Annotated in this window: 24 protein-coding genes and 2 pseudogenes; 15 read left to right on the forward strand and 11 right to left on the reverse strand. The window is 72.4% G+C overall.

From position 1 onward, the window contains the following. Positions 1 to 16: 16 nt before the first annotated feature. Entirely contained in the window at positions 17 to 328 is a 312-nt protein-coding gene (locus AB0K80_RS00745) for a small hydrophobic protein (protein ID WP_365664412.1), read from the reverse strand. Positions 329 to 588: 260 nt separating this feature from the next. Then, complete coding sequence (locus AB0K80_RS00750; protein ID WP_365664414.1) at positions 589 to 2208, reverse strand: MFS transporter; 1620 nt, start codon at positions 2206 to 2208, stop codon at positions 589 to 591. A gap of 116 nt (positions 2209 to 2324) precedes the next feature. Here AB0K80_RS00750 and AB0K80_RS00755 point away from each other — a divergent pair, with 116 nt between their 5' ends. From AB0K80_RS00755 to AB0K80_RS00765, 3 genes are all read left to right on the forward strand, one after another. After that, complete coding sequence (locus AB0K80_RS00755; protein WP_365664416.1) at positions 2325 to 2978, forward strand: TetR family transcriptional regulator; 654 nt, start codon at positions 2325 to 2327, stop codon at positions 2976 to 2978. An 81-nt stretch (positions 2979 to 3059) separates the two neighbouring features. Further along, positions 3060 to 4280, forward strand: a complete 1221-nt coding sequence (locus AB0K80_RS00760; protein WP_365664418.1) for an alpha/beta hydrolase — start codon at positions 3060 to 3062, stop codon at positions 4278 to 4280. 58 nt (positions 4281 to 4338) lie between these two features. Continuing rightward, positions 4339 to 5199 carry a DUF4429 domain-containing protein gene (locus AB0K80_RS00765; protein ID WP_365664932.1) on the forward strand — a complete coding sequence of 287 codons (861 nt, stop codon included), beginning with the start codon at positions 4339 to 4341 and terminating at the stop codon, positions 5197 to 5199. A 1-nt stretch (position 5200) separates the two neighbouring features. Here the strand turns inward: AB0K80_RS00765 and AB0K80_RS00770 are convergent, their stop codons facing one another. Both AB0K80_RS00770 and AB0K80_RS00775 read right to left on the reverse strand, forming a co-directional pair. Then, positions 5201 to 6217, reverse strand: coding sequence for an aldo/keto reductase (locus tag AB0K80_RS00770; protein ID WP_365664420.1), 1017 nt, complete (start codon positions 6215 to 6217; stop codon positions 5201 to 5203). Beyond that, a complete protein-coding gene (locus AB0K80_RS00775) occupies positions 6214 to 6690 on the reverse strand; it encodes a MerR family transcriptional regulator (RefSeq protein ID WP_365664422.1) in 477 nt (158 codons plus the stop codon). Before AB0K80_RS00775 ends, AB0K80_RS00770 begins: the two co-directional genes overlap by 4 nt. 128 nt (positions 6691 to 6818) lie before the next feature. Between AB0K80_RS00775 and AB0K80_RS00780 the strand changes: the two genes are divergently transcribed. Further along, on the forward strand, positions 6819 to 7634 hold the full coding sequence (locus tag AB0K80_RS00780) for a serine hydrolase domain-containing protein (RefSeq protein WP_365664424.1): 816 nt from the start codon (positions 6819 to 6821) through the stop codon (positions 7632 to 7634). On the opposite strand, the gene AB0K80_RS00785 is transcribed toward AB0K80_RS00780, so the two are convergent. Further along, the gene (locus AB0K80_RS00785) at positions 7631 to 8281 is read right to left on the reverse strand and encodes a pirin family protein (protein ID WP_365664934.1); all 651 of its coding nucleotides are present in this window, start codon (positions 8279 to 8281) and stop codon (positions 7631 to 7633) included. The genes AB0K80_RS00780 and AB0K80_RS00785 overlap by 4 nt on opposite strands. A 61-nt stretch (positions 8282 to 8342) precedes the next feature. Here AB0K80_RS00785 and fasR point away from each other — a divergent pair, with 61 nt between their 5' ends. From fasR to fabF, 5 genes are all read left to right on the forward strand, one after another. Then, the gene (gene fasR / locus AB0K80_RS00790) at positions 8343 to 9548 is read left to right on the forward strand and encodes a fatty acid biosynthesis transcriptional regulator FasR (protein WP_365664426.1); all 1206 of its coding nucleotides are present in this window, start codon (positions 8343 to 8345) and stop codon (positions 9546 to 9548) included. An 89-nt stretch (positions 9549 to 9637) separates the two neighbouring features. Next, positions 9638 to 10564 carry an ACP S-malonyltransferase gene (locus tag AB0K80_RS00795; protein WP_365664428.1) on the forward strand — a complete coding sequence of 309 codons (927 nt, stop codon included), beginning with the start codon at positions 9638 to 9640 and terminating at the stop codon, positions 10562 to 10564. Between the two features lie 8 nt (positions 10565 to 10572). Then, a complete protein-coding gene (locus AB0K80_RS00800) occupies positions 10573 to 11574 on the forward strand; it encodes a ketoacyl-ACP synthase III (RefSeq protein ID WP_365664430.1) in 1002 nt (333 codons plus the stop codon). 103 nt (positions 11575 to 11677) lie between these two features. Further along, complete coding sequence (locus AB0K80_RS00805; protein ID WP_030341284.1) at positions 11678 to 11926, forward strand: acyl carrier protein; 249 nt, start codon at positions 11678 to 11680, stop codon at positions 11924 to 11926. Between the two features lie 83 nt (positions 11927 to 12009). Then, positions 12010 to 13281, forward strand: a complete 1272-nt coding sequence (gene fabF / locus AB0K80_RS00810; protein WP_365664432.1) for a beta-ketoacyl-ACP synthase II — start codon at positions 12010 to 12012, stop codon at positions 13279 to 13281. A 69-nt stretch (positions 13282 to 13350) separates the two neighbouring features. Here the strand turns inward: fabF and AB0K80_RS00815 are convergent, their stop codons facing one another. After that, entirely contained in the window at positions 13351 to 13845 is a 495-nt protein-coding gene (locus tag AB0K80_RS00815) for a DUF3145 domain-containing protein (protein WP_365664434.1), read from the reverse strand. Positions 13846 to 14102: 257 nt separating this feature from the next. Between AB0K80_RS00815 and AB0K80_RS00820 the strand changes: the two genes are divergently transcribed. From AB0K80_RS00820 to AB0K80_RS00830, 3 genes are all read left to right on the forward strand, one after another. Continuing rightward, positions 14103 to 14996 (forward strand): SGNH/GDSL hydrolase family protein, encoded by an 894-nt coding sequence (locus tag AB0K80_RS00820; RefSeq protein WP_365664436.1) that lies wholly within the window; start codon positions 14103 to 14105, stop codon positions 14994 to 14996. A gap of 15 nt (positions 14997 to 15011) precedes the next feature. Next, on the forward strand, positions 15012 to 15983 hold the full coding sequence (locus tag AB0K80_RS00825) for an aldose epimerase family protein (RefSeq protein ID WP_365664438.1): 972 nt from the start codon (positions 15012 to 15014) through the stop codon (positions 15981 to 15983). A gap of 285 nt (positions 15984 to 16268) precedes the next feature. After that, positions 16269 to 16832: a dihydrofolate reductase family protein gene (locus AB0K80_RS00830; RefSeq protein ID WP_365664440.1), complete on the forward strand. Its 564-nt coding sequence runs from the start codon at positions 16269 to 16271 to the stop codon at positions 16830 to 16832. A 24-nt stretch (positions 16833 to 16856) separates the two neighbouring features. Here AB0K80_RS00830 and AB0K80_RS00835 read toward each other — a convergent pair whose 3' ends face one another. Then, the gene (locus tag AB0K80_RS00835; protein ID WP_365664442.1) at positions 16857 to 17465 is read right to left on the reverse strand and encodes a TetR family transcriptional regulator; all 609 of its coding nucleotides are present in this window, start codon (positions 17463 to 17465) and stop codon (positions 16857 to 16859) included. Positions 17466 to 17558: 93 nt separating this feature from the next. On the opposite strand from AB0K80_RS00835, the gene AB0K80_RS00840 reads away from it, so the two are divergent. Continuing rightward, entirely contained in the window at positions 17559 to 18422 is an 864-nt protein-coding gene (locus tag AB0K80_RS00840; protein ID WP_365664443.1) for an alpha/beta hydrolase, read from the forward strand. A gap of 55 nt (positions 18423 to 18477) precedes the next feature. Here AB0K80_RS00840 and AB0K80_RS00845 read toward each other — a convergent pair whose 3' ends face one another. Both AB0K80_RS00845 and AB0K80_RS00850 read right to left on the reverse strand, forming a co-directional pair. Next, a complete protein-coding gene (locus AB0K80_RS00845; protein ID WP_365664936.1) occupies positions 18478 to 18864 on the reverse strand; it encodes a RidA family protein in 387 nt (128 codons plus the stop codon). A gap of 399 nt (positions 18865 to 19263) precedes the next feature. Further along, a pseudogene (locus tag AB0K80_RS00850) lies at positions 19264 to 19752 on the reverse strand (NAD(P)-binding domain-containing protein); the annotation flags it as partial. On the opposite strand from AB0K80_RS00850, the gene AB0K80_RS00855 reads away from it, so the two are divergent. Next, positions 19751 to 20701 (forward strand): LysR family transcriptional regulator, encoded by a 951-nt coding sequence (locus tag AB0K80_RS00855; RefSeq protein ID WP_365664445.1) that lies wholly within the window; start codon positions 19751 to 19753, stop codon positions 20699 to 20701. The pseudogene AB0K80_RS00850 and the gene AB0K80_RS00855 sit on opposite strands and share 2 nt — an antisense overlap. Positions 20702 to 20783: 82 nt before the next feature. Beyond that, positions 20784 to 22029, forward strand: a pseudogene (locus AB0K80_RS00860) (pyroglutamyl peptidase). Here AB0K80_RS00860 and AB0K80_RS00865 read toward each other — a convergent pair. Together AB0K80_RS00865 and AB0K80_RS00870 are read right to left on the reverse strand one after the other, a co-directional pair. Continuing rightward, positions 22001 to 22615 carry a LysE family transporter gene (locus AB0K80_RS00865; RefSeq protein WP_365664447.1) on the reverse strand — a complete coding sequence of 205 codons (615 nt, stop codon included), beginning with the start codon at positions 22613 to 22615 and terminating at the stop codon, positions 22001 to 22003. The pseudogene AB0K80_RS00860 and the gene AB0K80_RS00865 overlap by 29 nt on opposite strands. Beyond that, a complete protein-coding gene (locus AB0K80_RS00870; protein ID WP_365664449.1) occupies positions 22612 to 23409 on the reverse strand; it encodes an EI24 domain-containing protein in 798 nt (265 codons plus the stop codon). The genes AB0K80_RS00865 and AB0K80_RS00870 overlap by 4 nt, the downstream gene beginning before the upstream one ends. Between the last annotated feature and the right edge of the window lie 34 nt (positions 23410 to 23443).

Consider the following 23443-nt stretch of genomic DNA (forward strand, 5'->3'; position numbering starts at 1 on the left):
CACCTGCCTGCCCGGGTCAGAACAGCAGTCCGTTGCCCGGAGTGGTCGCCCCTGCGAGCCAGATGACGGCCAGGAGCGTGTCGATGGCGCCCAGAACCAGGGCGACCACGGCCGTCACCGGGCGGGAGCCCGCCCAGCTGCGGCCCATGGCGAGCCAGCCGCAGACGATCGCCACAGGGCCGAGGATGATCCCCAGCACGAAGAATCCGGCGACCGCGCAGATGACTCCGATGATTCCGAGCGTCGCGCGATCCGGCCCGGTCCGTGACCACGTCCGGCCACGTGAGCGGGGGTGCCTGCGCGTTCCGTGTCCGAAGCTCGCCATCATCAACTCCCTTGAACCCCGTGTCGAGTTGGGTTCGTTCGGGGTTCGGGTGGCGAGTACCCCCGCTGAGGTCCTTAAGCCTGCCGCTTTGCGGAGAGGGCGCTGCCTGCGCGCTGCCCCCCTCCAGCAGCGCGCCGCAGCGACCGTCCTCCCATGCCCTGCGGAGGACGTGACCCACTGTGACCTGCGGCGCCGCCGGAGGGGAGGGATCGGCCGCCTTGTTCACCCTGATGGGCGAACGGGTCCGCCGACCGGACGGGGCGTCAGATGTGCCCGACGCCCGCGCCCGCCTCGGCGTTCTCCCCGCGCTTGGTGAGGAACGCGACGAGCACGGCCACGGCGGCGACCCCCGCCGCGACGAGCGAGGCCAGGCTCATGCCGGAGATGAAGGTGTCGTGCGCCACCTCGGTGATCTTCGCGGCGATCGCCTCGGGCGTGCCCTTGGCCACCGGCGCGACACCGACCTGGACCGCCTCGGCGGCCTGGTGCTGCTGCTCGGGCGTCAGCGGCGGAAGCCCCGCGTCCTTCCAGTTGCCCGCGAGGTCGTTGTCGACCTTGGAGGCCATCACGGCACCCAGCACGGCCGTACCGAGGCTGCCGCCGATCTGCATCGCCGCCTGCTGGAGACCGCCGGCGACACCGGACAGCTCCATGGGCGCGTTGCCGACGATGACCTCGGTGGCGCCGACCATGACGGGCGCGAGGCCGAGGCCGAGCAGGGCGAACCAGACGGACATGACGCCGCTGCCGGTGTCCGTCTGCAACGTGGACATGCCGTACATGGCGATCGCGGTGAGCGCCATGCCGCCGGCCAGCGGGACACGGGGACCGAGCTTGGTGATCAGCGCGCCCGCGAGCGGGGAGCCGACGATCATCATGCCGGTGAGCGGCAGCAGGTGCAGGCCGGCGTCGACCGGGCCCATGCCGTGCACGTTCTGCAGGTAGAACGTCACGAAGAACAGGCCGCCCATGAAGGCGATGGCCATGAGAACCATCAGCACCACACCGGCGGAGAGCGGGATGGAACGGAACAGCCCGAGCGGGACCAGGGGCTCCTTCACCTTCGTCTCCCAGAAGGCGAAGAGGGCGAAGCCCACCGCCGAGGCACCGATGAACGTCCAGGTCTTCCCGTCGCCCCAGCTCCAGTCGGGAGCCTTGATGATCGCCCAGACGAGGCAGAACATCGCGCCGGACAGCAGGGCGATGCCCAGGAGGTCGAAGGAGCGCGGGGCGTTCTCGGCGCGGTGGTCGAGCAGGATCAGCACGCCGAGGACGACGGCGAGGATGCCGACCGGCACGTTGATGAAGAACACCGACTGCCAGTTGACGTGCTCGACCAGGACACCGCCGAGGATCGGGCCGCCCGCGGTGGAGGCGCCGATGACCATGCCCCAGATGCCGATGGCCATGTTGAGCTTCTCGGCGGGGAAGGTGGCCCGCAGCAGGCCGAGCGCGGCCGGCATCAGCAGCGCGCCGAACAGGCCCTGCAGGACCCGGAAGGTGACGACCAGCGCGATGCTGCCGGACAGGCCGATGGCGCCCGAGGCGGCGGCGAAGCCGACGACGCCGATGAGGAAGGTCTGCCGGTGGCCGAAGCGGTCGCCGAGTTTGCCCGCGGTGATCAGGGAGACCGCGAGAGCGAGGAAGTAGCCGTTGGTGATCCACTGGACCTCGGCGAAGGTGGCGCCGAGGTCCTTCTGGATGGCCGGGTTGGCGATGGCCACGATGGTGCCGTCGAGGGCCACCATCATGACCCCCACGGCGACGGTTATCAGGGTGAGCCAGGGGTGGCCGCGCATGCCCTTGGCCGGCGTCGCCTCCGACGAGGCGGCCGGGGCCCCGTCCCCCGGGCCCGCCGAGTCGATGGTGGTCTGACTAGTCATGTGTTCGAGGCTAGTGACAGCCGCTGACAATTGACAAACCAATTCACTAGTCGGTTACTGACACGACATCCCCCTATAGCCTGAACTGGGGAAACAGTGCGGAGGAGAGGAAACCTTTGAAGACGGCGGACGGCGAGCACAGGGTCCTGGGCCTGCGCGAACGCAAGAAACAGCGCACCCGGGACGCCCTGCTGCGGGCCGCCCTCGAACTGTTCGCCACGCGCGGCTACGAGGAGACCACCGTCGACGACATCGCCCAGGCGGTCGACGTCTCGCAGCGCACCTTCTTCCGCTACTTCGCCAGCAAGGAGGAGGTGGCCTTCTTCGTCCCGCGGCTCGCGGAGTCGCAGATCGTCGCGGCCGTACGGGCCCGCCCGCCCGGCGAAGGCCCGCTTCAGGCGCTGCGCCAGGCCGTGCTGGGCAGCTGGGACGCCATCAACGAGGCCGTCGAGCGGCTGGTGCCGATCGAGCTGCACATGCGCGTGTACCGGGTGATCGAGTCGACTCCCGCGCTGCTCGCCGCCCATCTGCGGCGCTCGGCGGAGCTGGAGGAGCAGCTCGCCCGCATCATCGCCGACCGGGAGGGCCTGGACGTGGACGCCGATCCGCGCCCGCGGATCCTGGTCGCCTGCTTCGGCGGGGTGATCCGTGTCACGGAACGGATGTGGTCCACCGGGGACGACTTCAGCCTCGAGGCGATGCGCGCGCTGCTGACCGCCCACCTCGACCAGGTGGGCCCGGCGCTGGCGGAGGACTGGCGTCCGAACTGAACCCCGATCACCTCACACGAAACGTGATCCCCGTCACTTGGTTAACGCGAGACCCTCTCGTTCTCCTAGTGTGTCCTTTCAGTGACTTCCTTCGACACCTCCTCCCCGCAGCTGAACGTCTGGCGCGCGCTCCTCGCCCTGGCCGTGGTGTTCGTGATGCTGGCGACCACCGGCTGGACCGCGCTGCGCACCCAGCGCAGCGCGACACCGCTCCAGGCCTCGCTCAGTGCCTGGCAGCACGGCCGTATCGACGGGCACCGGCTGCCGGACCCGGACACCGACCCCGCCCGGCTGACCCGGTTCTTCGCCTCCCTGACCGACAGCCAGCGCGCCTTTCTCGCCCGCCGCTACCCGCTCGCGGTCGGCAACATGAACGGCGCCCCGGTCGAGCTGCGCTACCGCGCCAACCGGATCGCGCTCGGCCAGGCCCGCAAGGTCGAGCTCAAGCGGATGCGTGACACCAGCCTCACCCCGGCCGGGCAGCAGCAGGCGGGCCGCCGTATGCACCGCTTCGCGGCGCTGATGCGCCCCGGCCGCCACATCCTCGCCTTCGACCCGGACGGGTCGGGCCGGATCGCCGAGGTGTTCGGCGACCTGGGCAGGGCCGAACGGGTCTCCGTGGTCGTGCCCGGCGTCGACACCGACCTGCTGACCTTCCAGCGCACCTACCGCCGCTACTCGGCGCCGGTCGGCATGGCCGAGGCCCTGTACGCCGCCGAGCGCGCCGCGAGCCCGGCGACCCGGACGGCCGTGATCGCCTGGGCCGACTACACGGCACCCAGCGGGCTCGGCATGGACGCGGCCACGGCGATGCGGGCCGAGGTCGGTGCCGTCCGCCTCAACGCGATGCTGCGCGGACTGCCCGGCACGGCCCCCGTCTCGCTGTTCTGCCACAGCTACGGCTCCGTGGTGTGCGGGCTCGCCGCGCGCGCCCTGCCGGGCCGGGTGGCCGACATCGCGGTGGCCGGCAGCCCCGGCATGCGCGTCGAGAAGGCCTCCCACCTGCGCACCGGCGCCCATGTGTGGGCCATGCGGGACGCCGACGACTGGATCCAGGACGTGCCGTACCTGGAACTCGGCGGGTTCGGCCACGGGGCCGACCCGGTGTCCTCCGGGTTCGGGGCGCGGGTGCTGTCGGCGCGGGGCGCCGAGGGGCACAGCGGCTACTTCGTGCCCGGCACGCAGAGCCTGGCGAACTTCGCCGAGATCGGGGTCGGCGCGTACGACGCGGTGCACTGCGCGCGCGAGGACGACGTCTGCCACGCCGGTTTGTCCGGCACGCCGACGGCCGGACGCGCGTAGAGGCGGGAGAAACTGCGGTGTGCGCGGGGAGGGGACGGAAAAGCACGTGCCGCATACGATGAGCCGCATGGGTGACGTACTGGCCGGATTTCATGCCGCCTGGGAGTTCGACTCCGACTCCGTGCTCATCCGCTACGAAGGGGGGATGCGAACACCCAAGCTCTTCCAGGCGCTCGGGGAGAGACGTGTTCCGCTGGAGGCGATCGCCGGGGTGACGCTCACGCCGGGCAAGCGGGGGACCGTCGTCCTGCGGGCCGAGCCGCGGCCGGGCGCCGACCCGTTGATGGAGGCGGCGGCCGGGCAGCTGAAGGAGGCCTGCGACCCGTACCGGCTGGTGCTGCCCGCCGAGCGGGAGGTGCTCGCCGAGTACTACGCCGACGAACTGCGCGCGCGGCTGACCGCGTCGGGGCCGGCCGAACGCTTCCTGGTTCAGGCGCCGAAGGGGCCGCTGTCGTTCAAGGCGTACGACGGCAAGGCGTCCTTCGACGGGACGTCGGTGGCCTTCCGGTGGTTCTGGACCGGGGCGTCGTCGGCGAAGTGGAAGGCCGGCGACCAGCGTTTCGCGGTCACCGACCTCAGCGGGGTGGAGTGGCGCTCCCCCGAGATGTTCGAGGGACATCTGCGGGTGCTGCGGCGAGACGCGGACGCCGCGCCGCGCGTGCAGCCGGACCAGGATCCGGCTGCTGTCGTGTTCGGGCTGGGGTACGGGCCGGTGCACGAGTCGCTGCCGTTCGCGGCGGCGGTCCTGGCGGCCGTACGGGACCGCGGCCCGGTGGCCGCGGTCCCGGCGGCGGCGCCCCGCCGCGACCCCGCCGACATCGCCGAGCGCATCCGTCATCTCGGGGAGCTGCACCAGGCCGGGCTGGTGACGGACGAGGAGTTCTCGGTGAAGAAGGCGGAGTTGCTGGCGGAACTCTGACCTACTCGCGGCCGGCCGAGGTGAACCGCATGTCCGCGTAGCGGTCGCCCGCCACCTGCTGCGCTATCGGCTCCAGCAGGGCCAGGTCCTCTTCCGTCAGCGTGATGCCCGTCGCGGCCACGTTCTCCTCCACTCGGGCCGGTTTGCGGGTGCCCGGGATCGGGATCACCGGCAGGTCGTGGACCCGTGCCTGCTGCTGGACCCATGCCAGGGCGATCTGGCCCGGGGACGCGCCGTGGTGCTCGGCGACGGCGCGGACCCGCTCCAGCAGGGCCGCGTTGGCGGCCGCGTTCTCGCCGGTGAAGCGGGGCTGATGGCGGCGGAAGTCATCGGCCGTCAGGTCCGTCTCGGCGTTGACGAAGGAGCCCGTCAGGAAGCCCCGGCCGAGCGGTGAGTACGGCACGAGCGCCACGCCCAGGTCACGGACCGCGGGGACGACCTTCGCCTCGATGTCCCGGCTGAACAGCGACCACTCCGACTGCACGGCGGCGATGGGGTGGACGGCGTGCGCGGCGCGCAGCTCGTCGGCCGTGACCTCGCTCAGGCCCAGGTGTTTGACCTTGCCCTCGCGGACCAGGTCGGCCATCGTGCCGACGCTCTCCTCGATCGGCACGTTCTCGTCGCGCCGGTGCATGTAGTAGAGGTCGATCACCTCGACGTCGAGGCGCTTCAGGCTCGCCTCGACGGCCCGGCGGATGTAGGGCGGGTCGTTGCGGATGATCCGCTTCGTCGGGTCGTCCTCGGGGATCGACAGGGCGAACTTGGTGGCGATGACGACCTCGTCGCGGTGCGCCTTGAAGAACGGGGAGAGGAACCGCTCGTTCTCCCCCGAGCCGTAGGCGTCCGCCGTGTCGTACAGGGTGACGCCGAGTTCCAGCGCCCGTTCCAGGGTGGCCCGTGAGGCGTCCGCGTCCGCGGGGCCGTAGGCGAAGCTCATGCCCATGCAGCCGAGGCCCTGGATGCCCACCTCCGGGCCGTCGTTGCCGAGCTTCGCCGTCGGGATCTTGCCGTCCGTCATCGGGACCTCTCCGACGCCAGGGCACGCCCGGCGTCCGCGTAGAAACTGATCTTGCGGTCGAGCACGGCGAGCGTGCCCTGGAGTTCGGCGATTCTCGCCAGCACGTCCTCCCGGGTCGCCTTCAGCAGCTCGAACCGCTCGTGGTAGGTGTGGTCGCCCTCGCGCACGAGTTCCGCGTACCGGACCATGTCCGCGACCGGCATGCCGGTCAGCCGGAGCTTGCCGACCAGGTCGAGCCAGTCGAGGTCGCGGTTGGTGTAGCGCCGCTGCCCGGTGTGGGAGCGGTCGATGTGCGGCATCAGCCCGATGCGCTCGTACCAGCGCAGGGTGTGCGCCGTCAGGCCGGTGAGGGCGGCGACCTCGCTGATCGTGTACTTGTCCTGGCCGTCCGGGCGGCGGTTCTGCGGCCGGGGGCCGGCGCAGGTGTCGGTCCTGGCAGTCGTCGTGGTGGTCTCGGGCTCCGTCACCGTCATGGCCTCAACGCTAGGACCTTGGAGCGCACTCCAAGCAAGCGCCGACGGTAAGAAATCGGCAGGATGCCGGCCGGCCCGGGCCCCACCCCTTGCTGGACCTGTCCCCGGGAGCACATAGGCTCGGCAGCATGTCGCTGAAGAGCCTCGCACTGATCGAGAACTGGCCGGTTCCCACCGCTGCGGCGGGTGTCGTACGGGCGGACGGCACGGTCCTGGGCACCCACGGCCCGGTCGGCCGGCGCTTCCCGCTGGCCTCGGTCACCAAGCCCCTCGCGGCCTACGCGGTGCTCGTCGCCTACGAGGAGGGCGCCGTCGAGCTGGACGAGCCGGCCGGGCCCGAGGGCGCGACCGTACGGCACCTGCTCGCGCACACCTCGGGGCTGGCCTTCGACGAGCACAAGGTGACGGCCCCGCCCGGCGAGCGGCGGCTGTACTCCAACGCCGGGTTCGAGCAGCTGGGCGACCACCTCGCGAAGGCGACGGACATCCCGTTCCCGGAGTACCTGCGGCAGGCGGTGCTGGAGCCGCTGGGCATGACGTCCACGACGCTGGAGGGCTCCCCCGCCAAGGACGGGGTGTCCACCGTCGAGGACCTGCTGCGGTTCGCGGCCGAGGTGCAGGCGCCGCGGCTGCTGGACCCGCGGACCGTCGCCGCGGCGATGACCGTGCAGTACCCGGGCACCAAGGGCGTCCTGCCCGGCTACGGGCACCAGAACCCGAACGACTGGGGACTCGGCTTCGAGATCCGCGGCGCCAAGTCGCCGCACTGGACGGGCGCGTCCTCCTCACCGCGCACCTTCGGGCATTTCGGGCAGTCGGGTACGCTCCTGTGGATCGACCCGGACGCGCGGGCCGCGTGCGTGGCGCTGACGGACCGGGCGTTCGGGCCCTGGGCGATCGAGGCGTGGCCGGCGTTCACGGACGCGGTGCTCGCGGAGCTCTAGGACATCTCCCACAGCAGCAGCTCGGCCCGCGTCACGGCCTGCGCCTGCAGGTCCTTCGCGTCCGTGACCCGGGCCGCGTCGCCCGGCCCCAACCGCTCGCCGTCCAGGCGTACTTCCCCGCGCACGACGTGGGCGTACACGTACGCCCCGTCCGGCACCGCCGTCCGCTCCCCCGCCGCCAGGCGCCGCACGTGCAGCACCGCGCCCGCCTCGGGCAGGGCGTACGGGGTGGAGTCGGCGATGCCGCGGACGACCTCGTAGCACGGCTCGCCGCCGGGGTCGCGGGGGGCCAGCCACATCTGCAGGAAGGTCAGCGGCGCCGGGCCGTCGTTGCGTTCGACGTGCCGGACGCCGGCCGCGGCGCTCAGGCGCTGCACGTCGCCGGGCCGCACCACCGACTCGTGGCCGGTGGAGTCGCGGTGGGTGAGCTCCCCCTCGACGACCCAGGTCACGATCTCGGTGTGGCTGTGCGGGTGCTCGTCGAAGCCGGCGCCGGGCGCCAGGTGCTCCTCGTTGCAGGCGATGACCGCCCCGAAGCGGAGGTTGTCCGGGTCGTAGTGGGGGCCGAAGGAGAAGGCGTGCCAGGTCTCGATGCCGGCCGCCGGATCACCGCCCCGGTAGCGCTCGTCCGCGCGCCGTACGTCCATCACGTGGTCCACCGTAGACCCGGCGGCGCGCACCGCCGTCCCGATAAGGCAGTCTTGTCCCGTGCCCGAACCAGAACCCAGCAAGAACGAAGCCGCGGCCCACGACGTCCATCCGCACTCCGCGACGCTGAAGCGGCTGGAGAAGTCCTCCGGATCGCTCGCCGCGCAGGCCATCGCGCGGATGGACGAGACGCTGCCCTGGTACCGGGCGATGCCCCCGGAGAACCGTTCCTGGATCGGGCTGGTCGCACAGGCCGGTATCGCCGCCTTCACCGAGTGGTTCCGGCACCCGGACGCCCCGCAGGCCATCTCCACCGACGTCTTCGGCACCGCGCCGCGCGAGCTGACCCGGGCGATCACGCTGCGGCAGACCGTGGAGATGGTGCGCACCACCATCGAGGTCATGGAGTCGGCCATCGACGAGGTGGCGGCGCCCGGCGACGAGTCCGTGCTGCGCGAGGCCCTGCTCGTGTACGCCCGGGAGATCGCCTTCGCCACCGCCCAGGTCTACGCCCAGGCCGCCGAGGCACGCGGTGCCTGGGACGCGCGGCTGGAGTCGCTGGTGGTGAACGCCGTGCTGAGCGGGGAGGCCGACGAGGGCGCCGTGTCGCGGGCCGCCGCCCTGGGGTGGAACTCGCCCGAGCATGTGTGTGTGGTGCTGGGCACCGCTCCGGACGGGGACTCCGAACTGACCGTCGAGGCGATCCGCCGGGCCGCCCGGCACGCCAAGCTCCAGGTGCTGACCGGGGTGCTCGGGGACCGGCTGGTGGTCATCGCGGGCGGCAGCGACAACCCGCTGGCCGTGGCGAAGTCGCTGATCGGGCCGTTCGCGGCGGGGCCGGTCGTGGCGGGCCCGGTGGTGCCGGACCTGCTGGCCGCGACCCGGTCCGCGCAGGCCGCCGCCGCCGGCCTGAAGGCGTGTTCCGCCTGGCAGGACGCGCCCCGCCCGGTCCTGGCGGACGACCTGCTTCCGGAACGAGCCATCGCCGGGGACCCCTCGGCCCGCGAGCAGTTGGTGGAGGAGATCTACAGACCGCTGGAGGAGGCCGGGGCCGCGCTGCTGGAGACGCTCAGCGTGTATCTGGAGCAGGCCAGCAGCCTGGAGGGCGCCGCCCGCATGCTGTTCGTGCATCCCAACACCGTGCGCTACCGGCTTCGACGTGTGACTGACGTCACCGGCTGGTCGCCGTCCGATGTACGCTCGGCGTTCACCCTGCGCATCGCGCTGATCCTGGGGCGTCTGGCCGATGGAGATCCTCAGCTCTAGGGTTTTGTCGGGGCCCCACAAAACCCCTTCGTGTTCTTCGTCCTAGTCCCCACGGGCGGCCGTGGCCGTCCCCAAGAGAGAGTGTGAGAGTGCTCGTACTCGTCGCTCCCGGCCAGGGCGCCCAGACGCCCGGCTTCCTGACTGAATGGCTCCAGCTGCCCGGTGCCGCCGACCGCGTCGCCGCCTGGTCGGACGCCATCGGACTCGACCTCGCCCACTACGGCACACAGGCCGACGCGGACACCATCCGCGACACCGCCGTGGCCCAGCCGCTGCTCGTGGCGGCCGGGATCCTGTCCGCCTCGGCACTCGGTGACATCACCGAGATCGCCCCGGGGGCGGTCGCGGGGCACAGCGTCGGCGAGATCACCGCCGCCGCCTTCGCCGGTGTCCTCGACGACACCGCCGCGCTGACCCTGGTGCGCAAGCGGGGCCTGGCCATGGCCGAGGCCGCCGCGATCACCGAGACCGGCATGGCCGCGCTGCTCGGCGGCGACCCGGAGGTGACCGTCCCGCACCTGGAGAAGCTGGGCCTGACCCCGGCGAACATCAACGGCGCGGGCCAGATCGTCGCGGCCGGCACCAAGGAGCAGATCGCCGCGCTGGAGGCGGACAAGCCCGAGGGCGTGCGCAAGGTCGTCAAGCTCCAGGTCGCCGGTGCCTTCCACACGCACCACATGGCGCCCGCGGTCGACAAGCTGGCGCAGGCCGCGGCCGGCCTGGCGCCCGCCGACCCGAAGGTCGCCTACGTCTCCAACAAGGACGGCCGGTCCGTCGCCTCCGGCACCGAGGTGCTCGAGCGCCTGGTCGGACAGGTCGCCAACCCGGTCCGCTGGGACCTGTGCATGGAGACGTTCAAGGAGCTCGGCGTCACCGCGCTGCTGGAGGTCTGTCCGGGCGGCACCCTCACCGGGCTCGCCAAGCGCGCCCTGCCCGGGGTGAAGACGCTGGCCCTGAAGACCCCCGCCGACCTCGACGCGGCTCGCGCGCTCATCGCCGAGCACAGCGCCTCTTAGGAGCCCCCATGGCGAAGATCAAGCCCAGCAAGGGCGCCCCGTACGCCCGCATCCTGGGCGTGGGCGGCTACCGCCCGACCCGGGTCGTGCCCAACGAGGTGATCCTCGAGAGGATCGACTCGTCCGACGAGTGGATCCGGTCGCGCTCCGGCATCGAGACCCGGCACTGGGCCTCGGCGGACGAGACGGTCGCCGCGATGTCCATCGAGGCCGCCGGCAAGGCCATCGCGGACGCGGGCATCTCCGCCGAGCAGATCGGTGCCGTGATCGTCTCCACGGTCTCGCACTTCAAGCAGACGCCGGCCGTGGCCACCGAGATCGCCGACAAGCTCGGCACCGCCAGGGCCGCCGCGTTCGACATCTCGGCGGGCTGCGCCGGCTTCGGCTACGGACTCACCCTCGCCAAGGGCATGGTCGTCGAGGGCTCCGCGGAGTACGTGCTCGTCATCGGCGTGGAGCGGCTGAGCGACCTGACCGACCTGGAGGACCGGGCCACGGCCTTCCTGTTCGGCGACGGCGCGGGCGCGGTTGTGGTCGGCCCGTCCGAGGAGCCGGCCATCGGTCCCACCGTGTGGGGGTCGGAGGGCGACAAGTCCGAGACCATCACGCAGACCGTGCCGTGGACGGACTACCGCGACGGGACGGTCGCGAAGTTCCCCGCGATCACGCAGGAGGGCCAGGCGGTCTTCCGCTGGGCCGTGTTCGAGATGGCGAAGGTCGCCCAGCAGGCGCTGGACGCGGCCGGGATCTCCTCGGACGACCTGGACGTCTTCATCCCGCACCAGGCCAACGTGCGGATCATCGACTCGATGGTGAAGACCCTGAAACTGCCGGAGCACGTCACGGTCGCCCGTGACATCCGCACCACCGGCAACACCTCGGCCGCCTCGATCCCGCTCGCGATGGAGCGGCTCCTGGCGACCGGCGAGGCGAAGAGCGGCGACACCGCGCTCGTCATCGGCTTCGGGGCGGGTCTCGTCTACGCCGCGACTGTCGTTACTCTCCCCTAGGCACTCCGTGCCGGATCATGCGGTCCGGTACGGCACAGCAAAGTCTCGCCGCTGACGCGGCGGGCCGCCCAACCCTCTGGAACATCTACGAAGGAGCGCCACCATGGCCGCCACTCAGGAAGAGATCGTCGCCGGTCTCGCCGAGATCGTGAACGAGATCGCCGGCATCCCGGTTGAGGACGTCCAGCTGGACAAGTCCTTCACCGACGACCTGGACGTCGACTCGCTGTCCATGGTCGAGGTCGTCGTCGCCGCCGAGGAGCGCTTCGACGTCAAGATCCCGGACGAGGACGTCAAGAACCTCAAGACCGTCGGCGACGCGACCGACTACATCCTCAAGCACCAGGCCTAAAGGCCCTGCCAGGGCCGGTCCTCCGGCCCCGCCACCCGGCGGTGGCGCCGCTGATCCTCGTATCCGTTGGAGAAAGATTTCCCGTGAGCTCGACCAATCGCACCGTGGTCGTCACCGGTATCGGCGCAACCACACCGCTGGGTGGCGACGCGGCCTCTACCTGGGAGGGCCTGGTCGCCGGACGTTCCGGCGTCAAGCCCCTGGAGCAGGAGTGGGCCGCCGAGCAGGCGGTCCGTATCGCGGCCCCGGTCGCCGTGGAGCCGACCGAGGTCATCCCGCGACCGCAGGCCCGCCGCCTGGACCGCTCTGCGCAGTTCGCGCTGGTCGCGGCGCAGGAGGCCTGGAAGGACGCCGGTTTCGACGCCAAGGCCGGTGAGGGCGCCGACGTCGACCCCGACCGGCTGGGCGCGGTCATCGCCTCCGGCATCGGCGGCGTGACGACCCTGCTGGACCAGTACGACGTGCTGAAGGAGAAGGGCGTCCGCCGCGTCTCCCCGCACACCGTGCCCATGCTGATGCCCAACAGCCCGTCGGCGAACGTCGGTCTGGCCGTGGGCGCCCGCGCGGGCGTGCACACCCCGGTCTCCGCCTGCGCGTCCGGCGCGGAGGCCATCGGCTACGCCATCGAGATGATCCGCACCGGCCGCGCCGACGTCGTCGTCGCGGGTGGCACGGAGGCGGCGATCCACCCGCTGCCCATCGCCGCGTTCGGCAACATGATGGCGATGTCCAAGAACAACGAGAACCCGCAGGGCGCTTCGCGGCCCTACGACATCGCCCGGGACGGTTTCGTCCTCGGTGAGGGCGCCGGCGTGATCGTCCTGGAGTCCGCCGAGCACGCCGCCCGGCGCGGGGCGCGGGTGTACGCCGAGGCGGTCGGGCAGGGCATCTCCGCCGACAGCCACGACATCGTGCAGCCGGAGCCGGAGGGGCGCGGCATCCAGCACGCCCTGCAGAACCTGCTGGAGCGCAACGACCTGGACCCGGCGGAGATCGTGCACGTCAACGCGCACGCCACGTCGACGCCGGCCGGTGACATCGCGGAGCTCAAGGCGCTGCGGAAGGTGTTCGGCGACCACACCGACCACATCGCGGTGTCCGCGACCAAGTCGATGACCGGGCACCTGCTCGGTGGTGCCGGTGGCGTCGAGACGGTGGCGACCGTGCTCGCCCTGTACCACCGGGTGGCTCCGCCGACGATCAACGTGGAGAACATCGACCCCGAGGCCGAGGCCAACGCGGACATCGTCCGGGGCGAGGCCCGCAAGCTGCCCGTCGAGGGGCGTATCGCCGCGCTGAACGACTCGTTCGGGTTCGGCGGGCACAACGTGGTGCTGGCGTTCCGGACCGTCTGACCGGCGGCCGTACGTACGTGAAGGGCCCCCACCGTCCGGTGGGGGCCCTTCACGTGTGCCGGTGAGGTCTCAGACCACCTGGTGGAGCCAGCGCACGGGGGCGCCCTCTCCCGCGTACCGGAAGGGTTCCAGTTCGTCGTCCCAGGGCTTGCCGAGGAGCTTGGAGATCTCCGACTCCAGGTCCGTCTCGCCGCGCTGGGAGCGCTGGAGGGCGGCGCGCAGCCGGTCCTCGGGGATGAGGATGTCGCCGTGGATGCCGGTGACGGCGTGGAAGATGCCGAGCTCGGGCGTGCAGCTGTAGCGTTCGCCCTCGGCGGTGGCGCAGGGCTCGGCGGTGACCTCGAAGCGGATCAGGTGCCAGCCGCGGAGCGCGGAGGCCAGTTTGGAGGCGGTGCCGGCCTCGCCCTGCCAGGAGAACTCCGAACGCCAGGTGCCCGGGGCGGCGGGCTGGCGGATCCAGTCCAGGCTGACGCGTGTGCCGAGCACCCCGGCGATGGCCCACTCGACGTGCGGGCACAGCGCGCGCGGCGCGGAGTGCACGTACAGGACTCCACGTGTCGTCACCGGGACCTCCGGGCAGCGGGACATCGGGGAAACGGGCGGAACGGCCGCGGCCGGGCGGGCCACGTTGATGGCGAGGCTACCGTGCGGCGGGGCAAGGAGTGTGACGTACCGTCGGTCCCGGGGCCGGGAAACGCCTGCCATTCACCCAGGGGGACGCTTGTACGGGTGTGAGGCGTTCCACCTGGCCGGGCGGGAACCCTCGGGTGCTGGTATGGGTTGGTCACAGTGACGGCCGCGCGAGGGAGGGGACCCAGGGGATGCTGACACGACGGCAGCGCGCACGGGCCGTTCTCGCCGTGGCGGTCGCGGCCGTGCTGGGGGTCGCCGGGTGCGATGCCGCGGGCGGCGACTCCGCCGGGCCCTCCGCGTCGCGGAAGGCGAGCCCGTCCCCGAAGCCGACCCCCCTGTGGGACACCAGCCCCAGCTCTGTGGCCGCCGTCGGCGACTCCATCACCACCGGCTTCGACGCCTGCTCGGTGCTGTCGGACTGCCCGGAGGTGTCCTGGGCGACGGGCAGCAGCAAGGAGGTCGACAGTCTGGCCGTACGGCTGCTGGGGCGGGCCGGGGCGGCCGGGCGGAGCTGGAACTACGCCGTGTCGGGGGCGCGGATGGCGGACCTGCCGGGGCAGATGGCCCGGGCGGTGACGCGCCGGCCGCAGCTGGTGACGGTGATGGTGGGGGCGAACGACGCCTGCCGGGACACCACGGCCCAGATGACCTCGGTCGACGCCTTCCGGGCCGACTTCCAGGAGGCGCTGCGGACCCTGCGCGCGGCCCTGCCCGAGACGCAGGTGTACGTGGCGAGCGTGCCGAACCTGAAGCGGCTGTGGTCGCAGGGCCGGACCAACCCGCTCGGCAAGCAGGTGTGGAAGCTCGGCATCTGCCCGTCGATGCTGGGGGACGCGGACGCCCTGGACGCGGCGGCGACGCTGCGCAGGGACACCGTGCACAGGCGGGTGGAGGACTACAACAGGGTGCTCGGGGAGGTCTGCGCCAAGGACCGGCGGTGCCGGTACGACGGCGGGGCGGTGTACGCCTACCGCTTCGGCACCGGGCAGCTGAGCCAGTGGGACTGGTTCCACCCCAGCGTGAACGGCCAGGCCAGGCTGGCGGAGATCGCGTACCGGACGGTCACCGCGAAGACCGGCTGACTTAGAGTTCCGCACATGAACGAACTCTTCGGCACACTTCCCGACGGCACCCCGGTCCATCGCTGGACGCTGGAGCGGGCCGGTATACGGGTGCGGATCCTGACCTACGGCGGGATCGTGCAGTGCGTCGAGGTGCCGGACCGGCGGGGCCGGGCCGGGAACGTGGTGCTGGGGTTCGAGGACCTCGACGGCTACCTGACCCATCCGGGTCCCTACCTCGGTGCGCTCATCGGGCGGTACGCCAACCGGATCGCGCGGGGCCGCTTCACGCTGGACGGGCGCACGTACACGCTCGCGCGGAACAACGGGCCGAACGCGCTGCACGGCGGGGAGCGCGGCTTCGACAAGCGGGTGTGGGACGCGGCCCCGGTGGCGCACGGGGTGCGGCTGACGCTGGTCAGCCCGGACGGCGAGGAGGGCTACCCGGGGCGGCTGGAGGTCGCGGTGACCTACACGCTGGACGAGGCGGGCGCGCTGCGGATCGCGTACCAGGCGGTCACGGACGCCCCGACGGTGGTGAACCTGACCAACCACGGCTACGTCAACCTGGCCGGCTCCGGCAGCGCGGGCGGGCATGAGCTGCGGATCGCCGCCTCGCGCTACACGCCGGTCGACGCGGACCTGATCCCGACGGGGGTGCTGGAGGACGTCTCCGGCACCCGTTTCGACTTCCGTACGTCCCGCGCGGTGGGCTCCGGCTACGACCACAACTTCGTGTTCGACAAGGGGGTGACGGACCGCCCCGAGGAGGTCGCCGAGCTGTACGAGCCGGCCTCCGGGCGGGTGCTGACGGTGGCGACGACGGAGCCGGGGATGCAGCTGTACACGGCGGACCACCTGGGCGAGCCCTTCTCCCCCGGCGACGGCATCGCGCTGGAGACGCAGCACTTCCCCGACTCCCCGAACCGGCCCGCCTTCCCGAGCACGGTGCTGCGGCCGGGTGAGGTGTTCCGGTCGGAGACGGTGTACGCATTCTCCGTACGGTAGGCCGGGCCCCGACGGGCCCCGGCCCGGGGTCAGGTGCCGGACCGGGGCCGTCAGGGGGACTTCTCCCGGATCCGACGGTAATCGTCACGCTGATCCAGCGGTCCGCGATCGAGCGCCCCGCCTGGATCCCGTACGAACCCTTCACAAACACCCACGAGTTGGTCATCTCGTCCGGCTCGCCGGGTGCCAGCTACAGCTGCACGCCCCCCCGATCCGGCGCGTCGCGATGAGTTCTGCGGTGTCCGGCGGTCCTACAGTCGAACCCGGCCCCGAGGAGGCTTTTCGATGCGCAGCGTGACCTACTCGATGAACGTGTCGCTGGACGGCTACATCGTCGGGCCGGACGGCCGCTTCGACTGGACGGCACCGGACGCGGAGGTCTTCCGCTTCTGGATCGACGAGATCCGCAACGTCGGCGTCCACCTGCTGGGACGACGGCTGTACGAGACGATGCTGTACTGGGAGACCGCCGACCAGGACCACTCGCTGGACGAGGCCGAGCTCGAGTGGGCCGCCCTGTGGAACCCGCTGCCGAAGGTGGTGTTCTCCACCACGCTGCCGGCCGTGCGGGGCCAGGCCCGCCTGGCTTCCGGCTCCCTGGCGGAGGAGATCGAGCGGTGGCGGGCCGAGCCCGGCGAGGGCGACATCGCGATCGGCGGTGCGACGCTCGCCGCGCAGGCGGCCGCGGCCGGCCTGATCGACGAGTACCGGGCCGTGGTCTACCCGGTACTGGTCGGCGGGGGCACCCCGTTCTTCCCGCGGGACGAGCGCCGGGTGGACCTCGCCCTCGCCGAGACCCGCACCTTCGACTCGGGAATGGTGTACCTCCGCTATCGCGTGACGCGGTAGGCCGCGCCCTGGAGCGCCGCCGCCTCAGCTCGCCGGCGCGGGGCCGCCACGGTCCTCGCCGGCGCCCACGATGCGCTCCACCGCAGCCGCGACCAGTTGGTCGCGCTCCTCCTGCGAGAGCAGGTCGGGCAGGGTGAGCTGCTCGACGATCAGCCAGTTCAACGTGAGCATGAGCAACCTGACGGCCATGGCGTCGCCGGGGAGGCCGGAGGCCTCGTGGTAGGCCACGTTGGCGTCCATGTCGGCGCGGACCCGCTCGGTGAGCACCGTGCGCAGGGCGGGACGGCGGGTCGCCTCCAGCCGCAGTTCGAGGAAGGCCAGGTAGCCGGTGCGGAACGAGGCCACGCGGCCGACCAGTTCCCGCATCAGCTCGGTGTACGTCTCCAGGTCGCGGCCGGCCGTCCGCTGCCGGGCGAGGGTGGCCTCGTCCGGCTGGAGCCGCTCGTAGACGCGGGCACCGGCCTGGGTGAGCAGCTCGTCGCGGTTGGCGAAGTAGTTCGAGGCGGTGCCGGCGGGCACGGCGGCCTCGGCGTCCACCGCCCGGAACGTCAGGCCGCGTGCGCCGTCCCTGGCCAGGACCTCGATGGCGGCGTCGACGAGAGCCGCGCGCCGCTGTTCGTTCCGCCTCACCATTGACACCACTCCAGTTGTAGTACTACGTTGCGACCACTACGGACAGAGTACTACGGGCAGAGTGCTAAGGGCGCTCAGAGAGCGGGCAGACAGATGCAGCCGACGTTCGTGCTGGTCCACGGAGCTTTCGCGAACTCCTTCTCCTTCGCTCCGCTGCAGGCCGAGCTCGGCCTGCTGGGGCACCGTTCGGTCGCCGTAGACCTGCCGGGCCACGGCTTCGGGGCCGGCTACCCGCGCGCCTACCAGGCTCCGCAGGACCTCGCGGGTCTCGCCACCGAGCCCGGCTCGATCAGGGGTGTCACGCTGGCCGACAACGCCGCGCACCTGATCGGATTACTGGAACGGGCGCGTGAGCACGGGCCGGTGATCCTCGTCGCGCACAGTCGTGGCGGTATCACGGCCACCGCCGCGGCCAACGCGCGGCCGGACCTGATCGACCGCGTCGTCTACGTCGCGGCCTGGTGCCCGGTGGACCTCGATGTGGCCGACTACTACGCCGAGCCGGAGATGGCCACGGTCGACGCCGCGTCGCTGGGTCTGGCCATGGCCGGGAACCCGGCCGACCTCGGGCTGCTGCGGGTCAACTTCCGCACCTCGGACCCGGCAGCCCTGGCGGCACTGAAGGCGGCCTTCCTCGCCGACGGCACCGACCAGGAGTTCCTGGCCTTCCTCAACACCTTCCAGCCCGACGAGAACCTGGACGTCGGTACGTGCGCCGACCGGGCGCAGGCGGCGACCTGGGGCACCATCCCGAAGACCTATGTGCGCCTGGCCGGCGACGCGAGTCTGCCGCTCGCCCTCCAGGACCGGCTGATCCGCGAGGGCGACACGCTGACCCCGGACAACCCGTACGACGTGCGCACCCTGGAGGGCAGTCACCTCAGGTGGCTGATCGACCCCGCACCGGCGGCCCGGCTCCTGGGAGAGGTCGCCGCCCTCACGGCCCCGTCCACCTGAGGGAACCTCTGCCGCTCCGGCCAGGGCCACACAGCCCGGGGTACCACGCCGTCCCTCACCGCGCCGGTACGGCGGCCACGACCTCGACCTCGACGAGGGCCTCGGGCCGGAAGAGCCGGGGTACCTCGAAGGTCATGCTGGTGGGAGGGGTGCCGGTCAGGTACTGCCGCCGCACGGCGCCGTACTCCTCCAGCCGGGAGATGTCGGTCAGGTACGTACGGATGCTGACGACGTCGGCCAGGGTGGCGCCGTGGGCCTTCAGCAGGGCGGCGACGGTCTCGAAGACGCCCCGGGTCTGCTCGGCGAGGGTGGCGCCCTCGGCGATCTGCCCGGAGAGGAACAGCAGGGCGCTGCCGTCGGCGTTTCCGACGCGGGCGACCTGGGAGTAGTAGGGGCTCAGCGGCTGGGGCGCGGAGGCGGGGTTGTCCAGGGTGACCTGCATACCTGTCCTCGGGGAGTCTTCGGAGGTGCGGATCGCGGCGGCGGCCCGGGCGATGTCGGCGTGCGCGACGGCCGGGTCGCCGGCGGCCCTGCGGTACTGGTCCGACACGGCCCGCAGGGCGGGCAGCGGTGCCGCCCGGGTGGCCAGGTCGAGGTCCTTGACGGCGAGGGAGGTGGCGAAGTGCACGCCGTCGGCCTGGGCCCGGGCGAGGGCTCCGTCGAGCGGACTGTGGGCAAGGGCGGTCCGGGTGGTGTCGTCGTCCAGGCCGAGGGCGTCGGCCAGGCGCTGGGCCTCGGCGACGACCGCGACGCCGCCGAGCACGGCCGCGTTGACCACGAGCTTGAGCGCGGCCCCGGAGCCGGCCGGTCCGGTCGGGGTGACCTCACCGAGGTGGGCCAGGATGTGCGCGACACCGGCCGTGTCACCGCCGGCCAGGATGCCCAGGCGCCCGGTGGCGGCCCGGTCCGTGCTGCCCATGACCGGTGCGTCGACCAGCCGGACCCCCGGGCCGAGCCGCGCGGCCAGCTCCCGTACGGCGTCCGGGCCGACGGTGGACATCTCCACCCAGGACATGCCGGGCCGCAGCACGGGTGCCACCGCGTCCACGACCGCGCCGAGCGCGTCCGGGCCGGACAGCATCGTGATCACCACGTCGGCGTCCCGTACGGCCTCGGCCGGGGACGCGGCCCGCACGGCGCCCGCGGCGGCCAGCGGCTCGGCCCGGGCCGCCGTCCGGTTCCAGGCGGTCAGCGGATGTCCGGCGGCCAGGAGCCGGCGGGCCATGGGGGCGCCCATGTGCCCGAGGCCCAGAAAGGCGATCTTCTCCATGCCGTCGACGCTACGCAGCGCCCTCTCATGCGACAAGCGAATGTCTAGCATGGCAGCCATGCCGAACCAGCATGCGCAAGCACCCGCAGAAGAAGAAGACGGCCTTCCGGAGCTCTCCAGCGTGTGGCTGCGGGTCTTCCTGGAGGTCGCCCGGCACGGCTCGTTCACGGTCGCCGCCCGGACGCTGGGCTGGACCCAGTCCGCGGTGTCCCGGCAGATCTCCTCCCTGGAGGCCGCGCTCGGCGGCGGACCGCTCTTCGACCGGCTGCCGCGCGGGGTGCGGCTGACGGAGGCCGGGCGGATCCTGGTCCCGCACGCCGAAGCGGTCGCCGCCGCGCTGCGCGGCGCCCGGCGCGACCTGGCCGCGCTGCGGGAGGCAGCCGGCGGCCGGCTCCGGTTCGGCGCCTTCGCCACCGCCGACGCGGCGCTCGTGCCGCAGGCCCTGGCCGCCTTCCGCGCCCGCCATCCCCGCGTCCGCGTCACCCGCGAGGAGGGCCTGACCCCGGCCCTGCTGGACCGCCTGGCCGCCGGGCACCTGGACCTCGCGGTCGTCTCGACCACGGGCCGCGCCCCGCTGGAGACGTACCGGCTGCACCACCTCCTCGACGAGTCCCTGTACGTCGCCGTCCCCGCCGGTCATCCCCTGGCGGCACGGCAAGAGCCCGTCCGGCTCGGGGAGCTGGCCGACGCGGACTGGATCGCGGGCAGCCCGCGCCCCGAGGGCACCCTGCTCGACGCGGCCCTGCGGCAGGGCTTCCGGCCGCGTGTCGCGCATGTCGTCGGCGAGTGGACCGCCAAGCAGGGGTACGTCGCGGCCGGGCTCGGCGTGACCCTGGTGCCGGCGCTGGCCGCCGGATCGCTGCGCACGGACATCCGGCTGCTGCGGGTCCTCGACGAGGGCGGCCCGGCCCGGGCGGTGTACGCGGCGACGGTGCGGGGGCGGTCGCTCACACCGGCCGCCGCGGCCTTCCTGACCGCGCTGCGGGAGGCCGCGGCGACGATCCCCTGAGCTGACGCACCATGGCGTGCGCCCCGTCCGTCGCGTGATACTGCGCGCGTTGCCCACGCCGCCGACGGAAGGCTGAACTCCCGTGATATCCCTGCGTGTTCGGACCGGATTACTCGGACTCGTCCTGGTGGCCGGGTTCGCGGCCCCCGGCCACGGCGGCTCCGGCGGCCGCCGGGCAGCCGACCGTGGAGGAACAGCGGCTCGACCGGGCCGTGCCCCAGGAGATCCTGCGCCGCTCCGGATTCGACACCGTGGCACCGCACTTCGCCCGCGTTCTCGGCACGGCGCGCTCCTCCGCCGACGCCCGCCGGATCGTCGTACGCGAGGGATCGGCGCTGTGGCGGCGGGCCGTCGAGCGGGCGCAGGGGCGCGGCCCCGCGGGCGGGGATCTGAGCCGGGACGACGACCGGCCGCTGTACTGGGCGCGGCTCGGGATGACGAGGCAACTGCGGACCTGGGAGCCCGAGTTCGGGCTGGGCGACCGGGAACGGGCCCGGCTGCTCGACGAACTGGAGCGCACCTCGCGCGGCCAGGCCGACCTCCGCCACCCGCGCGGCAAGGGGCTGAAGCGGGTCCTGGTGACCGGCTTCGACCCGTTCACCCTGGACCGGGACATCCGGATCTCCAACCCGTCGGGCGCGACCGCGCTGGCCCTCGACGGCACGGTGATCGAGACCACCGACGGCCCGGCCCGGGTGGAGACGGCCGTGTTCCCGGTGCGCTGGCGGGACTTCACCGAGGGGGCGGTGGAGCGGGCGCTGCGGCCCCGCCTGCCGGAGGTGGACCTGTTCGCGACGGTGAGCCAGGGGCGGATCGGGCGGTTCGACGTCGAGCGGACCAACGGGGCCTGGCGGGGCGGCTTCCCGGACAACGAGAACATTGGCCGGACCGGGACGGTCCCGGTCACCGACCCGGCCTCCCAGCCGCAGTGGACGGCGACCACCCTGCCGTACCGGGAGATCGTCGCCGCGCACACCGGGCGCTTCCCGGTGTACGACAACACGACCGTGACCGAGATCCCGGCGGGCGGCACCGAGCCCGTCGTACGGCCGGACGGGCCGACGCCCGGTTCGACGGCCCGGGCCGGGGGCGGCGGGGACTACCTGTCCAACGAGATCGCCTACCGGGCGACCCTGCTGCGCGACCGGCTCGGGCTGCGCGGCACGCTGCCGGGCGGGCATGTGCACACACCGGTGCTCCAGTTCGGCGCCGGGAACACCACCGAGGTCACCGACCCGGAGTTCGTGCGGAACCGGCTGGACATCATCGCCCAGGTGCGGGCGATCCTCGCCGTGGCGGTCAGTGCGACGGAGCGAACGCGAGGCTGACGCCGAGGCCGGCCAGCACGGAGCCGATGAGCTTGTTGAGGACCTTCTGGCCGCGCAGCATCAGGGTGCGCATCCTCTCGTGCGAGAAGAACACGGCGACGACGGCGAACCACAGCAGGTGGGCCAGCGACATGAACAGCCCGTAGCCCGCCTGCTGGTACACCGGCGTGCCGGGGCTGACGACCTGGGCGAAGGTGGAGACGACGAACAGGGTCGTCTTCGGGTTGAGGACGTTGGTCAGGAAGCCGGTGCGCAGCGCCGCGAGCGGGGTGAGCTCCGTCTTGTCGTCCAGGTCGACCTCGACCTCGCCGCGGGCGCGGAAGGTGCGCACGCCGACGTACACGAGGTAGGCGGCGCCGACCAGCTTGATGACCGTGAAGAGGGCGGTGGACGACGCGATGAGCAGGCCGACGCCGAGCATCGTGTACGTCACGTGCACCAGGACGCCGGCGGCGACCCCGGCCGCGCCGAGCAGGCCGGTGCGGCGGCCGTACAGGTAGCTGTTGCGGACGATCATCGCGAAGTCGGCGCCGGGGGCGATGACGGCCAGGACGGTGATGACGGCGACGGCGAGCACCTCGGTCAACGGGCGACCTCCCCTTCGGGCGCGGCGGCGTCACGGTCGTCGCCGGCGGTCTCCTCGCCGAGCAGGTGACGGGCCATCAGGGTGGCGCCCGCGACCGCGCCCGGCATCAGGAACACCGCGACGAACGGCACCAGGAAGGCCAGGCCCAGGGGCGTGCCGAAGCCCCAGACCAGCATCTTGCGGGAGCGCAGCAGGGCGAGGCGGTCGCGCAGTTCGACACCGCGGCGCTGCAGGGCCACGGCGGTGAGTTCCTCGGTGAGGAAGAAGCCGGTCACGAAGAAGCCGAGCACCGGGACGACCGTCTGCCCGGCGACCGGGATGAACCCGGCGGCGAACAGCAATGCGCCCCACACGGCGGCCCGGACCACGATCCGGAGGCTGTCGCGGGCGGAGATCCACAGCTCGCGCCAGAGCGGCAGGCCGGACTCGGGGGCGGTGCCGTCCGGGGAGACGTCCCGGTCGACCTGCTCGGAGAGGCTCTCGTAGAACGGCTGCCCGACGAGCAGGGTGACCGCGGTGAACGTCAGGACGGACAGCAGCAGGGCGAGGGCGAACAGCACGACGGTGAGGAAGCCGCGGAACAGGCCGGCCCAGGGGCTCGACCAGTCGTCGGCGAACGGGGTCGCCCAGGCGACGGCGTCCTCGCCCCACAGCGCCAGCGCGGTGAGCGCCGCCGCGTACAGCACGAGCGTGATCAGGCCCGGCAGGAGCCCGAAGCCGTACTGCTTGCCGTGCCGGGCCACCCACCGCTGGCCCTTGAGAAGGTAGGAGAAGCCCGCCCCGAGATCGCGCATAGGCGGAACCTTATCGGTCGTGTTCGCCGGGGCT

It is taken from the genome of Streptomyces sp. NPDC052682 (assembly GCF_040678435.1).
Classification (GTDB): Bacteria; Actinomycetota; Actinomycetes; order Streptomycetales; family Streptomycetaceae; genus Streptomyces.

What these genes read in the sequence shown, in the direction of transcription:
- AB0K80_RS00820 (WP_365664436.1), top strand. Translation starts at nt 14,103, where the DNA reads ATGCTGACACGACGGCAGCGCGCACGGGCCGTTCTCGCCGTGGCGGTC.
- AB0K80_RS00770 (WP_365664420.1), bottom strand. Translation starts at nt 6,217, where the DNA reads ATGACGGACGGCAAGATCCCGACGGCGAAGCTCGGCAACGACGGCCCG.
- AB0K80_RS00840 (WP_365664443.1), top strand. Translation starts at nt 17,559, where the DNA reads ATGCAGCCGACGTTCGTGCTGGTCCACGGAGCTTTCGCGAACTCCTTC.
- AB0K80_RS00745 (WP_365664412.1), bottom strand. Translation starts at nt 328, where the DNA reads ATGATGGCGAGCTTCGGACACGGAACGCGCAGGCACCCCCGCTCACGT.
- AB0K80_RS00805 (WP_030341284.1), top strand. Translation starts at nt 11,678, where the DNA reads ATGGCCGCCACTCAGGAAGAGATCGTCGCCGGTCTCGCCGAGATCGTG.
- AB0K80_RS00775 (WP_365664422.1), bottom strand. Translation starts at nt 6,690, where the DNA reads ATGACGGTGACGGAGCCCGAGACCACCACGACGACTGCCAGGACCGAC.
- AB0K80_RS00780 (WP_365664424.1), top strand. Translation starts at nt 6,819, where the DNA reads ATGTCGCTGAAGAGCCTCGCACTGATCGAGAACTGGCCGGTTCCCACC.
- AB0K80_RS00870 (WP_365664449.1), bottom strand. Translation starts at nt 23,409, where the DNA reads ATGCGCGATCTCGGGGCGGGCTTCTCCTACCTTCTCAAGGGCCAGCGG.
- AB0K80_RS00855 (WP_365664445.1), top strand. Translation starts at nt 19,751, where the DNA reads ATGCCGAACCAGCATGCGCAAGCACCCGCAGAAGAAGAAGACGGCCTT.
- AB0K80_RS00750 (WP_365664414.1), bottom strand. Translation starts at nt 2,208, where the DNA reads ATGACTAGTCAGACCACCATCGACTCGGCGGGCCCGGGGGACGGGGCC.
- AB0K80_RS00830 (WP_365664440.1), top strand. Translation starts at nt 16,269, where the DNA reads ATGCGCAGCGTGACCTACTCGATGAACGTGTCGCTGGACGGCTACATC.
- AB0K80_RS00845 (WP_365664936.1), bottom strand. Translation starts at nt 18,864, where the DNA reads ATGCAGGTCACCCTGGACAACCCCGCCTCCGCGCCCCAGCCGCTGAGC.
- AB0K80_RS00800 (WP_365664430.1), top strand. Translation starts at nt 10,573, where the DNA reads ATGGCGAAGATCAAGCCCAGCAAGGGCGCCCCGTACGCCCGCATCCTG.
- AB0K80_RS00765 (WP_365664932.1), top strand. Translation starts at nt 4,339, where the DNA reads ATGAGCCGCATGGGTGACGTACTGGCCGGATTTCATGCCGCCTGGGAG.
- AB0K80_RS00835 (WP_365664442.1), bottom strand. Translation starts at nt 17,465, where the DNA reads ATGGTGAGGCGGAACGAACAGCGGCGCGCGGCTCTCGTCGACGCCGCC.
- AB0K80_RS00785 (WP_365664934.1), bottom strand. Translation starts at nt 8,281, where the DNA reads ATGGACGTACGGCGCGCGGACGAGCGCTACCGGGGCGGTGATCCGGCG.
- AB0K80_RS00825 (WP_365664438.1), top strand. Translation starts at nt 15,012, where the DNA reads ATGAACGAACTCTTCGGCACACTTCCCGACGGCACCCCGGTCCATCGC.